This is a genomic window from Nocardia nova, assembly GCF_002933465.1.
GTDB classification, from domain to species: domain Bacteria; phylum Actinomycetota; class Actinomycetes; order Mycobacteriales; family Mycobacteriaceae; genus Nocardia; species Nocardia nova_B.
Map to the genome: position 1 here is coordinate 116,394 of NZ_PSZE01000011.1, position 13,663 is coordinate 130,056.

General features: G+C 69.0%; 11 protein-coding genes. 10 read left to right on the forward strand and 1 reads right to left on the reverse strand.

Features of this window, described 5'->3' with window-relative positions:
- Window positions 1-100 precede the first annotated feature (100 nt).
- The 10 genes from carA (at window position 101) to C5E41_RS34480 (ending at window position 12,774) form a co-directional block, all read left to right on the forward strand.
- Window positions 101-1,219, forward strand: a complete 1,119-nt coding sequence (gene carA, locus C5E41_RS15780; protein WP_104376588.1) for a glutamine-hydrolyzing carbamoyl-phosphate synthase small subunit — start codon at window positions 101-103, stop codon at window positions 1,217-1,219.
- Entirely contained in the window at window positions 1,219-4,545 is a 3,327-nt protein-coding gene (carB, locus tag C5E41_RS15785; protein WP_104376589.1) for a carbamoyl-phosphate synthase large subunit, read from the forward strand. The genes carA and carB overlap by 1 nt, the downstream gene beginning before the upstream one ends.
- A gap of 14 nt (window positions 4,546-4,559) precedes the next feature.
- Window positions 4,560-4,949: a hypothetical protein gene (locus C5E41_RS15790; protein WP_104376590.1), complete on the forward strand. Its 390-nt coding sequence runs from the start codon at window positions 4,560-4,562 to the stop codon at window positions 4,947-4,949.
- The gene (gene pyrF / locus C5E41_RS15795) at window positions 4,946-5,770 is read left to right on the forward strand and encodes an orotidine-5'-phosphate decarboxylase (protein WP_104376591.1); all 825 of its coding nucleotides are present in this window, start codon (window positions 4,946-4,948) and stop codon (window positions 5,768-5,770) included. The genes C5E41_RS15790 and pyrF overlap by 4 nt, the downstream gene beginning before the upstream one ends.
- 621 nt (window positions 5,771-6,391) lie before the next feature.
- Window positions 6,392-6,712, forward strand: coding sequence for an integration host factor, actinobacterial type (mihF, locus tag C5E41_RS15800; RefSeq protein ID WP_030513994.1), 321 nt, complete (start codon window positions 6,392-6,394; stop codon window positions 6,710-6,712).
- A gap of 7 nt (window positions 6,713-6,719) precedes the next feature.
- Window positions 6,720-7,301 carry a guanylate kinase gene (gmk, locus tag C5E41_RS15805; protein WP_063013381.1) on the forward strand — a complete coding sequence of 194 codons (582 nt, stop codon included), beginning with the start codon at window positions 6,720-6,722 and terminating at the stop codon, window positions 7,299-7,301.
- 64 nt (window positions 7,302-7,365) lie between these two features.
- The gene (gene rpoZ / locus C5E41_RS15810) at window positions 7,366-7,641 is read left to right on the forward strand and encodes a DNA-directed RNA polymerase subunit omega (RefSeq protein ID WP_025350704.1); all 276 of its coding nucleotides are present in this window, start codon (window positions 7,366-7,368) and stop codon (window positions 7,639-7,641) included.
- A 53-nt stretch (window positions 7,642-7,694) separates the two neighbouring features.
- The gene (coaBC, locus tag C5E41_RS15815; protein WP_104376592.1) at window positions 7,695-8,912 is read left to right on the forward strand and encodes a bifunctional phosphopantothenoylcysteine decarboxylase/phosphopantothenate--cysteine ligase CoaBC; all 1,218 of its coding nucleotides are present in this window, start codon (window positions 7,695-7,697) and stop codon (window positions 8,910-8,912) included.
- Between the two features lie 200 nt (window positions 8,913-9,112).
- Window positions 9,113-10,327: a methionine adenosyltransferase gene (gene metK, locus C5E41_RS15820; protein WP_064902668.1), complete on the forward strand. Its 1,215-nt coding sequence runs from the start codon at window positions 9,113-9,115 to the stop codon at window positions 10,325-10,327.
- 260 nt (window positions 10,328-10,587) lie between these two features.
- On the forward strand, window positions 10,588-12,774 hold the full coding sequence (locus tag C5E41_RS34480) for a primosomal protein N' (protein ID WP_258081014.1): 2,187 nt from the start codon (window positions 10,588-10,590) through the stop codon (window positions 12,772-12,774).
- 49 nt (window positions 12,775-12,823) lie between these two features.
- On the opposite strand, the gene C5E41_RS15835 is transcribed toward C5E41_RS34480, so the two are convergent.
- A complete protein-coding gene (locus C5E41_RS15835; RefSeq protein WP_104376593.1) occupies window positions 12,824-13,663 on the reverse strand; it encodes an NAD(P)H-binding protein in 840 nt (279 codons plus the stop codon).

Below are 13,663 nucleotides of genomic sequence, written 5' to 3' on the forward strand. Positions count from 1 at the left end.
GAGGGCCGGAGGCGGCAGCTTGCGTAACCACGCAGGCCCCCGCTCATGGCGTGAGAAGGCAGAGCGTGAAGGCTGGATTTTTCGTGAACGAGGTGAGCGAATGAGCGACCGCGCCGCGGTGATGGTGCTCGAGGACGGACGGGTATTCCGGGGCCGGCGGTTCGGCGCCGAGGGCGAGACGCTGGGCGAAGCGGTGTTTTGCACCGCGATGACCGGCTATCAGGAGACCCTGACCGACCCCAGCTACCACCGCCAGATCGTGGTGGCCACCGCCCCGCAGATCGGCAACACCGGCTGGAACGACGAGGACGACGAGTCGAATCGGATCTGGGTGGCCGGATACGCGGTGCGCGACCCCGCGAAGCGGGCCTCGAACTGGCGCGCCACCACCACTCTGCAGGAGGAGCTGGAACGCCAGCACATCGTCGGGATCGCGGGCATCGACACCCGCGCACTGGTGCGTCACCTGCGCACCCGCGGGTCGATGAAGGCGGGCATTTTCAGCGGCGACGCCGCCGCGGCCTCGACCGAGGAGTTGCTGAGCCGGGTCACCGGTCAGGCCTCGATGCTCGGCGCCGATCTGGCCGGTGAGGTCTCCACGGACGGCGTGTACACCATCGAGCCCGCCGGTGAGCATCGGTTCACCGTGGTCGCCGTCGACCTCGGTATCAAGACCAACACTCCGCGCATGTTCGCCGAGCGCGGCATCCGGGTGCACGTGGTGCCCTCCGGCGTCACGCTGGACCAGATCGAGGAGCTGAAGCCGGACGGCGTCTTCCTGTCCAACGGTCCCGGCGATCCGGCGACCCAGGACGACGCCGTCGAGCTGACCAAAGCCGTTCTGGGCGAAGGGCTTCCGCTGTTCGGAATCTGCTTCGGCAACCAGATCCTGGGCCGTGCGCTGGGCTTGGGCACGTACAAGATGAAGTTCGGCCACCGCGGCATCAATGTGCCGGTGATCGATCACGCCACCGGCGCGGTCTCGATCACCGCGCAGAACCACGGTTTTGCGCTCGAAGGAGAGGCCGGGCAGCGCTTCGACACCCCGTTCGGGACCGCCGAGGTCAGCCACACCTGCGCCAACGACGGCACCGTCGAAGGAGTGCGCCTGGTGGACGGTCGCGCGTTCTCGGTGCAATACCACCCGGAGGCCGCCGCGGGGCCGCACGATGCCGCCTACCTGTTCGACCGCTTCGCGGGTTTGATGGAGGAAGCCTGATGCCACGTCGTAACGACCTGCACCACATCCTGGTCATCGGCTCCGGGCCGATCGTCATCGGCCAGGCCTGCGAATTCGACTACTCCGGCACCCAGGCGTGCCGGGTGCTGCGGTCCGAGGGCCTGCGGGTGTCGCTGGTGAACTCCAACCCGGCCACGATCATGACCGACCCGGAATTCGCCGACTCCACCTACGTCGAGCCGATCACCCCGGAATTCGTCGAGAAGGTCATCGCCAAGGAGCGCCCCGATGCCATCCTCGCTACCCTGGGCGGCCAGACCGCGCTCAACACCGCGGTGGCGCTGCACGAGAACGGGGTGCTGGAGAAGTACAACGTCGAATTGATCGGCGCCGACTTCGAAGCCATCCAGCGCGGTGAGGACCGGCAGAAGTTCAAGGACATCGTCGCCAAGGTCGGCGGCGAGTCGGCCCGGTCCAAGGTCTGCTACACCATGGACGAGGTGCGCGAAACCGTTGCCGAGCTGGGCTTCCCGGTGGTCGTGCGGCCGTCGTTCACCATGGGCGGTCTGGGCTCGGGCATGGCCTACAACGACGAGGATCTCGACCGCATCGCCGGCGGCGGCCTGGCCGCCTCGCCCACCGCCAATGTCCTCATCGAGGAATCGATCCTCGGCTGGAAGGAATACGAACTCGAGCTGATGCGCGACGGCCGCGACAACGTGGTCATCGTCTGCTCGATCGAGAACGTGGACCCGATGGGCGTCCACACCGGCGATTCGGTGACCGTCGCCCCGGCCATGACCCTCACCGACCGCGAATATCAGAAGATGCGCGATCTGGGTATCGCGATTCTGCGCGAGGTCGGCGTCGACACCGGCGGCTGCAACATCCAGTTCGCGGTGGATCCGCGCGACGGACGCCTGATCGTCATCGAGATGAATCCGCGCGTCTCGCGCTCGTCCGCACTGGCCTCCAAGGCCACGGGTTTCCCGATCGCCAAGATCGCGGCGAAACTGGCCATCGGCTACACGCTCGACGAGATCGTCAACGACATCACCAAGGAAACCCCGGCCTGTTTCGAGCCCACGCTCGACTACGTGGTCGTCAAGGCGCCGCGGTTCGCGTTCGAGAAGTTCCCGGGCGCCGACCCGACACTCACCACCACCATGAAATCGGTCGGTGAGGCGATGAGCCTGGGCCGCAACTTCTCCGAGGCGCTCGGTAAGGTGCTGCGCTCGCTGGAGACCAAGGCGGCCGGGTTCTGGACCCAGCCCGACGGCCGCTGGACCGACGCCGCCGAGATCCTCGACGATCTGCGCGTGCCGACCGAGGGCCGGTTGTACCAGGTGGAGCGGGCGCTGCGGCTGGGCGCGAGCATCGAGGACGTCGCGCAGGCCTCGGGGATCGACCCGTGGTTCGTCGCCGAGATCGCCGGACTCGTCGAGCTGCGCGCCGAGATCGCGCAGGCGCCAGTGCTGGACGAGCCGCTGCTGCGCTACGCCAAGCACAACGGCCTGTCCGATCGCCAGATCTCGATGCTGCGACCGGAACTGGCCGGCGAGAACGGGGTGCGCGAACTGCGTCACCGCCTCGGCATCCGGCCGGTGTACAAGACGGTCGACACCTGTGCGGCCGAATTCGAGGCCAAGACGCCGTATCACTACTCGAGCTACGAACTCGATCCGGCCGCCGAGTCGGAGGTGGCGCCGCAGCCCGAGCGGGAGAAGGTGATCATCCTCGGTTCCGGGCCCAACCGCATCGGCCAGGGCATCGAATTCGACTACTCCTGCGTGCACGCCGCGCAGACCCTGTCGCAAGCCGGGTATGAGACCGTCATGGTCAACTGCAACCCCGAGACCGTCTCGACCGACTACGACACCGCCGACCGACTGTACTTCGAGCCGCTGACCTTCGAGGACGTGCTCGAGGTGTACCACGCCGAATCGGAATCGGGCCGGGTGGCCGGAGTGATCGTGCAGCTCGGCGGCCAGACCCCGCTGGGTCTGGCACAGCGGCTCACCGATGCCGGGGTGCCCGTGGTCGGCACCTCCGCGGCGGCGATCGACCTGGCCGAGGACCGCGGCGAATTCGGTCACGTGCTGGTCGCGGCCGGACTGCCGGCGCCGAAGTACGGCACGGCCACCACGTTCGAGCAGGCCAAGGAGATCGCGGCCGGAATCGGCTATCCGGTGCTGGTCCGCCCGTCCTATGTGCTGGGCGGGCGCGGAATGGAAATCGTCTACGACGAGAACTCACTCGAGGGCTATATTTCCCGCGCCACCGAACTCAGCCCGGAACATCCGGTGCTGGTCGACCGCTTCCTGGAAGACGCCATCGAGATCGATGTCGACGCGCTGTGCGACGGCGAGGAGGTCTACCTCGGCGGCGTGATGGAGCACATCGAGGAGGCCGGTATCCACTCCGGCGACTCGGCGTGCGCGCTGCCGCCGATCACCCTGGGCCGCAGCGATATCGAGGCGGTGCGCCGCTCGACCACCGCACTGGCCAAGGGCATCGGGGTCAAGGGCCTGCTCAATGTGCAGTACGCGCTCAAGGACGACGTGCTGTATGTGCTCGAGGCCAATCCGCGCGCCAGCCGGACCGTGCCGTTCGTCTCCAAGGCGACCGGCGTGCAGTTGGCCAAGGCCGCAGCGCGGGTGATGCTGGGCACGAGCATCGCCGAATTGCGCAAGGAGGGCATCCTGCCCGCCGAGGGCGACGGCGGTCACGCGCCGATGGACGCGCCGGTCGCGGTGAAGGAGGCGGTGCTGCCCTTCCACAGGTTCCGCCGTCCGGATGGCACCGGCATCGATTCGCTGCTGTCGCCGGAGATGAAGTCCACCGGTGAGGTGATGGGTATCGACGCCGATTTCGGTACCGCCTTCGCCAAGAGCCAGTCCGCGGCCTACGGTTCGCTGCCTGTCGCGGGCACGGTGTTCGTCTCGATCGCCAATCGTGACAAGCGGGCCATGGTGTTCCCGGTCAAGCGGCTGCATGATCTGGGCTTCCGGATCCTCGCCACCGACGGCACCGCGGAGATGTTGCGGCGCAACGGGATTCCGTGCGAACGGGTGCGCAAACAGTCCGATCCGGTACCCGCGTCCGTCAACGGCGATCCGATCGAACCCTCGATCGTCGATCAGATCAAGGACGGCGAGATCGACATCGTCTTCAACACGCCTTACGGTAACTCCGGGCCCCGCGTGGACGGTTACGAGATTCGTACCGCCGCGGTGGGCGCCAACATTCCGTGCATCACGACGGTTCAGGGTGCGGCTGCAGCCGTACAGGGCATCGAAGCAACCATCAACGGCGGTATCGGGGTGCGCTCGCTGCAGGAGTTGCACGCCGTATTGCGCGGCTAAGAGGAGAGATAACGGTGGGAGCCATCGGTTTCGGCGCGGGAGTCCGGCCCCCGGGGGCCGGGCGGGCGACGACTCGGCGGATTCGGGGATTCGGTGCGGCGGAGGCCGCGCCGCCCGGAGGCGGTGACATTCGCCGGATGCGCAACGTCGGCGGCTACAGCACGGTCGGCTTCCGGGCAATCCCGCCGATGGGCCGCAAGCCGGCGCCCGACGCCGAGGCCGAGGCCGAGGCGGATGCGCTCACCGACGCGGTGCTCGCCCGTGCGGACGAGGTGCTCGCCCAGGCCGACGAACTACTCGCTTACAGCGGCGAGGACGCCTACGCCGAATCCGGGACCGCCGGTGCGCAGACGCCGCCCGCGCATGCCGGGGACGAACTGGCGGGCGCCGGGGCGAGCCGGTGACGCCGTTCGGCCTGCGATTGGCCGACGCGATGGGCCGGCTGGGCCCGCTGTGCGCCGGCATCGACCCCCATCCGCAGCTGCTGCGTGCCTGGGGGCTCAGTGAGGACGTCGAGGGCTTGAAACGGTTCTCCGACATCTGCGTCGAGGTGTTCGCGGGCCGGGTGGCGCTGGTGAAACCCCAGGTAGCGTTCTTCGAGGAGTACGGCTCCGGCGGCATCGTGGTGCTCGAGGACACCATCGCGGCGCTGCGCGCGGCCGGCACGCTGGTGCTGGCCGACGCCAAGCGCGGCGACATCGGCTCCACGATGGCCGCCTACGCGCGGGCCTGGCTCGGCGACGGTCCGCTGGCCAGTGATGCGGTGACGGTATCGCCGTATCTCGGCTTCGGCGCGCTGTCACCCGCCCTGGACGCCGCGCGCTCGGCCGGTCGCGGGGTCTTCGTGCTGGCAGCCACCTCGAATCCGGAGGCCGCCCAGGTGCAACGCATCACCGCGGTCGACGGTCGCAGTGTCGCGCAGATCATGATCGACGAGGCCGCCGGCTGCAACGCCGGGGCGGAATTCGGATCGGTCGGCGTCGTAGTCGGCGCGACCCTCACCGAGCCCGTCGACGTGAGCAAACTCAACGGTCCCGTCCTGATGCCCGGCGTCGGCGCACAGGGCGGGAGAGCGGAGTCGATCCGCGCGCTGATCCCGTCCGACCGGTTCGCGGCGGTGGTACCCAACGTCTCCCGGGAGCTGCTCGACACCGGGCCTTCGGTGGCGGCGATGCGCACCAAGATGCACAAGCTCGCCGACGAATTCGCCTTCCTGCAGGGATGATCTCTTCCGCTCGGGTTCGGTGCGAGCCGTCGCACGCACGGGCGGATTCGCTCGTGTGTCCACCACGCGTCGTCGGGCCGGGGGCCGACCACCTGCTGGAAAAACGACCGGTCTGTTTGGATTTGCGGCCCGTTCGCGCGCATACGTGCTCGCTCCCGAGTGGAAGTTACACGCGCGTGTTTTTCCGGCTCAGCGGCCCTTCCCGGGTGCCTTACGGCCCCGTCTCGCGCGTCGCCGACCGATGCCGAGAGCGCTCGCCACGCCACGCCGCCCCACGACACGCTGGGGTAAAAATCGGCGACACGCGCAGAATTTTCAGAAAGTTCCAGGTCGCGCGATTACGGGTCGGTTACGGTCCGATCCGGCCGGAGGTGAATCCGGCGGGGAAGCCGTCGGAATCGGGATCTGCCCAGGTCACCGGCTTGTTGAAGAAATCCCCCGGGCCGGTGCCAGGACTGGGCGTAATCGGCCGCGCGACCTGCCTGGTAACGGGCTCGCATGCCCGAATCGGGCGCTGACCTGGGGGGTGGGTTCGCAATCGGCGCGCCGCGTGGGTACGGTCGCTGAGACCACCGGGTTACCGGAGGTAGATCTAGCAATGAACGATGAGACGGAGGAACCGTGGCCCTTCCCCAGCTGACTGACGAGCAGCGCGCCGCTGCTTTGGAGAAGGCGGCTGCCGCTCGCCGCGCTCGGGCAGAGCTCAAGGAGCGCTTGAAGCGTGGCGGCACTGACCTGAAGACGGTCCTGAAGGACGCCGAGACCGACGAGGTCCTCGGCAAGATGAAGGTATCCGCGCTGCTGGAGGCCCTGCCCAAGGTCGGCAAGGTCAAGGCGGCCGAGATCATGAGCGAGCTGGAGATCGCGCCGACCCGCCGCCTGCGGGGCCTGGGCGACCGGCAGCGCAAGGCGCTGCTGGCGAAGTTCGACTTCGAAGCCTAATCCGAGGGTGGTCGAACACACACAGAAGGGTCGGCTGGTGGTACTGGTCGGCCCCTCGGCCGTCGGCAAGTCCACCGTGGTCCGTTGCGTCCGGGAACGGCTGCCGGAACTGGTGTTCAGTGTGTCGGCCACCACCCGGGCCCCGCGGCCCGGGGAGGTCGACGGCCGCGACTACCGGTTCGTGACCCGCGCCGACTTCGACGCCATGATCGAAGAAGGCGAACTACTCGAATGGGCCGACATCCACGGCGGCCTGCAACGGTCGGGAACACCGGCCGCTCCGGTGAAGGCGGCACTGGCCGCCGGGAAACCGGTCCTGGTGGAGGTGGACCTCGCCGGCGCCCGCTCGGTCCGAGCGGCGATGCCCGAGGCGCTGCTGGTCTTTCTGGCCCCGCCCAGCTGGGAGGAACTCGTGGCCCGGCTGACCGGCCGCGGCACCGAATCACCCGAGGTGATCGAGCGCCGGCTCGCCACCGCGAAGACCGAACTCGCCGCCTGTGACGAGTTCGACATCGTGATCGTGAACGACGACGTGACCACTGCCTGTGAGCAGTTGGTATCGTTGTTCGTTAGCACAAATTCGAGATGACGGCGGGCGATCCGCGAACTCCTCTCGAACAGCAACTCCCCATCGACCCGCAGGAGCCTCCCTAGTGAGCGACACCAAGACCGTGCCCGCCTACGACACCCCGGTCGGCCTCACCAACCCGCCGATCGACGAGTTGCTCGAGCGCACGTCGTCCAAGTACGCGCTGGTCATCTACGCCGCCAAGCGGGCGCGTCAGATCAATGATTACTACAACCAGCTCGGTGACGGCATCCTCGAGTACGTGGGTCCGCTGGTCGAGCCGGGCCTGCAGGAGAAGCCGCTCTCGGTCGCCATGCGCGAGATCCACTCCGACCTGCTCGAACACACCGAAGGCGAGTGACCCTGCGGTCGTAACCCGCTGTCTCTCCACCGGACCGAAGAGGCTTGATTCAGATGCGAATCGTTGTCGGCGTGGGCGGCGGGATCGCCGCCTACAAGGCGTGCTCGCTGGTGCGCAAGTTCACCGAGACCGGGCACGACGTCCGAGTCATTCCCACCGAGTCCGCACTGCAGTTCGTCGGTAAGGCCACCTTCGAGGCACTGTCGGGCAATCCGGTGCAGACCGGGGTTTTCGCCGACGTGCCCGAGGTGCCGCATGTGCGCATCGGCCAGGAGGCCGATCTGGTGGTCATCGCCCCGGCCACCGCCGATCTGATGGCGCGTGCCGCCTCCGGCCGCGCCGACGATCTGCTCACCGCCACATTGCTCACCGCCCGATGTCCGGTGCTGTTCGCTCCCGCCATGCATACCGAGATGTGGGAGCATCCGGCCACGATCGCGAATGTCGCCGCGCTGCGCGCCCACGGCTCGACCGTGATGGAACCGGCTTCCGGGCGGCTCACCGGCGCCGACACCGGTCCGGGTCGGCTGCCCGAGCCGGAGGAGATCTTCGCGCTGGCCTCGCTGCTGCTCGAGCGCTCCGACGCGCTGCCGCGCGATCTGGAGGGCCGCCGCGTCGTCGTCTCCGCGGGTGGCACTCGCGAACCGATGGATCCGGTCCGATTCCTCGGCAACCGTAGTTCCGGCAAACAGGGCTATGCGATGGCCCGGGTGGCCGCTCAGCGCGGCGCCCAGGTCACCCTGATCGCCGGCAACACCATCGGCCTGGAGCCGCCCGCCGCGGTCGAGGTCGTGCACGTGACGACCGCCGAGCAGATGGGTACCGCCGTCGACAAGCACTCCGTGGGCGCCGACGCGGTCATCATGGCCGCTGCGGTCGCCGATTTCCGGCCGGTGAATGTCGCTGCCGCGAAAATCAAAAAGGGTGCGCACGAGCCGAATTCGATCGAACTGACCAAGAATCGCGACATCCTGGCCGGGCTGGTGCAGGCGCGCCGCGACGGGCAGCTCGGCGGCCTGACGATCGTCGGTTTCGCCGCCGAAACCGGCGACGAACACGGCGACGTCCTGACTCACGCGCGGGCGAAACTGGCCCGCAAGGGCTGTGACTTGTTGGTGGTCAATGCCGTCGGCGAGGGTAAGGCGTTCGAGGTCGACAACAACGACGGCTGGCTGCTCGGCGCCGATGGCACCGAACAGTCGCTGGACCACGGTTCCAAGGCGCTGCTCGCCAGCCGGGTACTCGATGCGCTGGGCCCGCTGTTGCGTTGAGCCCCAAGTGATTCGGCCGTGCCGCCGTCGTGGCGACGCGGTCCGCACAGCGGTGGCGGCCGCCGCGCAGGCCCGAACGCCGGTGCTCCGCCCGGCCGTGGCAAGTTTGGAATAGTCTGAGGTAAAGGGTTGTGCGGTGACGCGATGCCGCTACTGTCGCATCCCGACATGAGAAACCCGTTGAGGGAGAGGGAACAACTGTGCGCACGTCCGGTAGCCGGCTATTCACGAGTGAGTCCGTCACAGAGGGTCACCCGGACAAGATCTGTGACGCGATCAGCGATTCCATCCTCGACGCGCTGCTCACCGAGGACCCGCACAGCCGGGTGGCGGTCGAGACCCTGGTAACCACCGGTCAGGTGCACGTCGCCGGTGAGGTCACCACCGAGGCCTACGCCGATATTCCGACCATCGTGCGCGAGAAGGTGCTCGAGATCGGCTACGACTCCTCGGCGAAGGGCTTCGACGGCGCCTCCTGCGGCGTGAACGTCGCCATCGGCGCGCAGTCGCCCGATATCGCCCAGGGTGTCGACCACTCGCACGAGGCGCGTGTCGGCGGCTCCGACGACGAGATCGAACGCCAAGGCGCCGGTGACCAGGGCCTGATGTTCGGGTACGCCACCAAGGAAACCCCCGAGTTGATGCCGCTGCCGATCGCGCTGGCGCACCGGCTCTCGCGGCGGCTGACCGAGGTCCGCAAGTCCGGTGTGCTGCCCTACCTGCGCCCGGACGGCAAGACCCAGGTCACCATCGAATACGAGGGCGACCGTCCGGTCCGGCTGGACACGGTCGTGCTCTCGACCCAGCATGCGGCCGATATCGACCTGGACAACCTGCTGGCGCCCGATATTCGCGAGAAGGTCGTCGACGCGGTCCTGGCCGATCTGGAACTGCCCAACCCGCTCGACACCTCCGATATCCGGCTGCTGGTCAACCCCACAGGCAAGTTCGTCCTCGGCGGACCGATGGGCGATGCCGGCCTGACCGGCCGCAAGATCATCGTCGACACCTACGGCGGTATGGCCCGTCACGGTGGTGGCGCCTTCTCCGGTAAGGACCCGTCGAAGGTGGACCGCTCGGCGGCCTACGCCATGCGCTGGGTGGCCAAGAACGTCGTCGCCGCCGGACTGTCCGACCGGGTCGAGGTCCAGGTGGCCTACGCGATCGGCAAGGCCGCCCCGGTGGGCCTGTTCGTCGAGACCTTCGGCACCGAGCAGGTCGACCCGGCGCAGATCTCGAAGGCGATCAGCGAGGTCTTCGACCTGCGTCCGGGTGCGATCATCCGTGATCTGGATCTGCTGCGGCCGATCTACGCGCCGACCGCCGCCTACGGCCACTTCGGCCGCACCGACATCGACCTGCCATGGGAGCGCACCGACCGCGCCGACAAGCTGCGCGCGGCCGCCGGTCTCTGATCGGGTCCGCGCCTGCCGTGGCGGAAGCGGTAGAACCGACGGCGCCCTCCGTTCCGACGGAGGGCGCCGTTTGCGTGCCCGGCTCATCGTCCGTGGCGCCGAAACCCGTTGCGGCAAAGGAGATAGCGCCGCATTCCGAACACAACACATCGGACCCCGCGCCGCTCGAAGAACACGACTCGGATGCGGTGGACCACGCGGATCCGCGGAACCCGGCGAAGGGGGCCGGTGAAACCCGGCTCGACAAACCGATCGCCCGGGTGCTGCCGTTGCTCGAACCCGCCCACCTGGACCGCGATTTCGACTACTCGGTACCGCCGGAGATGGATGAGCTAGCCCAGCCCGGCGTACGCGTGCGGGTGCGATTCTCCGGCCGCCTGGTCGACGGATACATCCTCGAAAGGCTCACGCGCACCGAACATTCCGGAAAGATCCAGCCGTTGCAGCGGGTGGTGTCCGGCGAGCGCGTCCTCACACCGGAGATCCTTCGCCTGGTATCGGCCGTGGCCGCCCGTTACGCGGGAACACGGGCCGATGTGCTGCGGCTGGCGATTCCGCCGCGGCATGCGCGCACCGAGGCGGCCGAACCGAAACCCGTGGAGCTGCCGGAGATTCCGCCCGATTTCCCGGCCTGGTCGCACTACGTGCACGGTGGTTCGTTCCTGTCCGCGCTGCGTCGGGGCAGCGGCCCGCGTGCGGCCTGGCAGGCGATGTCCGGGGAGCAGTGGCCGCGCCGGCTCGCGGAATTGGCGGCCACCGCGGTCGCGAGCGGGCGCAGTGCGATCGTGATGGTGCCGGATCAGCGCGATCTGGACCGGGTCGTCACGGAATGTGTTGCCCTGGTGGGCGATTCGGTGGTCGGACTGTCGGCCGGGCTGGGGCCGGCCGCCCGGTACCGGCGCTGGCTCGCGGTGTTGCGTGGCACGGCACGGGTCGTGGTCGGAACGCGCAGCGCGGTTTTCGCGCCGGCGCAGAAACTGGGCTTGATCGTGGTGTGGGACGACGGCGACGACACTTATGCCGAACCGCGTGCGCCCTATCCGCACACCCGCGAGGTCGCGATGCTGCGCGCCCACGAAACCGGCGCGGCCTTCATGGTAGCCGGGTTCGCGCGGACCGCGGAGGCGCAGGCCATCGTCGAATCCGGATGGGCGCACGACCTGATCGCCGACCGGAAGACACTGCGCGCCAACACTCCTCGCATCTACGCGCCTGGGGACAGTGATATCGCCCTGGAGCGGGACCCGATGGCGCGCGCGATCCGCATCCCCGGCACCGCCTTCGCCGCGGCGCGCCGAGCACTCGCCGCGGGCGACCCGGTGCTGGTACAGGTGCCGCGGCGCGGGTACGTCCCCGCCCTGGCCTGCGCGAAATGTCGCACCCCGGCCCGCTGCCGCCACTGCAACGGGCCGCTGTCGCTGCCGGAGAGTGGTACCTGGGGCGGGCGAGACGCCCGGCCGGCCGCCGATTCCCGGGGCGGGGCACCGTCCCGGAACGGGTCGGTGCGATCGGCAGGTGATGCGACGGCCGCAAGCCGAGCCGGCGAACCATCCGCCGGGGATCACCGAGCGGGACATGCCGGCCCGCGGCATCCGGATCCCGCACGTTTGGACACGGCCCCGGACGAACGCCGTCCGGCGGCAGTTCCCCTGGGCAGCAAGGGGTCCGGGGATATCGCCCAGAGCCCGAGCTGTCGCTGGTGCGGCAAGGCGGAACCGGCCTTCCGGTGCGGTGCGTGCGGTTCGCGGGTGCTGCGGGCGGTGGTGATCGGTGCCCAGCGCACCGCGGAGGAACTGGGCCGTGCCTTTCCCGGTGTGCCGATCCGGGGTTCGGGCGGGGCCGCCGTGCTGGATTCGGTGCCCGACGGCCCGCAGGTGGTGGTCGCGACCATCGGCGCTGAACCCGCCGTGCCGGGTGGGTACGCGGTCGCGCTGCTGCTCGACGGCTGGGCGCTGCTCGGCCGCGCGGACCTGCGTGCCGCCGAGGACGCACTGCGGCGCTGGATGTCGGCGGCCGCCCTGGTCCGCCCCGCGGGTGAGGTGCTCGTGATGGCCGAACCGTCGCTGCCGACCGTGCAGGCGCTGGTGCGCTGGGATCCGGTCGGCCACGCCCGTCACGAACTCGCCGCTCGCACCGAGGTCCGCTTCCCGCCCGCGGTGCGCCTGGCCGCTGTCGACGGCACGACCACCACTATCGGCGAACTCCTCGGTGGGACGGCACTACCGGATGGCGTCGAGGTCCTGGGCCCGGTGCCGCTGCCGCCCGGTGCCCGCATACCGTTCTCCGGCGACGCCGCGCCCGCCGAGGTCGAACGGATGATTCTCCGGGTCGACCGGCGAGCGGGCTCGGCGCTGTCGCGCTCGCTGGCCGCCGCCCTCGCAGTGCGCAGCAGTCATCGCTCGGACGGTCCGTTGCGCGTGCAGATCGATCCGGTCGACATCGGCTGACGCACAAGCGAATTCGGCGTGCCGGAGCAGGGGCGGCGCGGGGCGATGTTCAGCGGAACATGTCGATATTGCGTCGTGCCCACGCCGAGAAGGGGCGCGGTGCACGGCCGAGGACCGCCTCGACATCGCCGCTGACCCGCAGTTCCTCGGCAGTCGGCGCACCGATGATCGCCAGGGTCGTGTCGGCGGTGTCGGCGGGCATCACGGTGAGCAGTTCCGCGCGCGCCCGCTCGGCTGTCTGCTCGACGAAACGCACCGGCTCGCCGAGCGTTTCGGCCAGGTCCCGCACCCGATCACGCGGCGATTCGGGTGCGGGACCGGTCAGCACGTAGGTCCGGCCGGCGTGACCGGGCTCGCGCAGAGCGGTGGCGGCCACGGCGGCGATATCGTCGGGGTCCACGAAGGGGATCGCGACATCACCGAACGGCGCGGTGACCGTTCGCTGCGTGCGCACCGCGTCCGCCCACATCGCTACGTTCGATTGAAAACCGCTCGGCCGCAATATGGTCCATTCCAGTCCCGAGTTCTGGACGACAACTTCGACCTGCTTTCCGAACTGTCCGTGCGAGGCGCTGTCGGGCCGGGTTCCGACGCCCTGTGACGACAAGAGGACGACTCGCCGCACTCCCGCATCGCGTGCCGCGGCCAGCACTCCCGGCACATCTGCGGCCAGCGATCCCGGCGCGAGCAGCAGAAACAGCTGTTCCGCACCATCGAGGGCCGCCGTGACGTCACGCGTATTCGTCAGATCGGCCGCAACGTGCCGCACGCCGTGGGGGAGGTCGTCGGGACGGCGGCGGGATACGGCGGTCACCTTCTCGCCGGCGTCGGCGAGCATCCGCACCAACGGTCGTCCGACGTTGCCGGTCGCTCCGGTTACCACGATCAT

What these genes read in the sequence shown, in the direction of transcription:
- carA (WP_104376588.1), top strand. Translation starts at nt 101, where the DNA reads ATGAGCGACCGCGCCGCGGTGATGGTGCTCGAGGACGGACGGGTATTC.
- carB (WP_104376589.1), top strand. Translation starts at nt 1,219, where the DNA reads ATGCCACGTCGTAACGACCTGCACCACATCCTGGTCATCGGCTCCGGG.
- coaBC (WP_104376592.1), top strand. Translation starts at nt 7,695, where the DNA reads ATGCGAATCGTTGTCGGCGTGGGCGGCGGGATCGCCGCCTACAAGGCG.
- C5E41_RS15835 (WP_104376593.1), bottom strand. Translation starts at nt 13,663, where the DNA reads ATGATCGTGGTAACCGGAGCGACCGGCAACGTCGGACGACCGTTGGTG.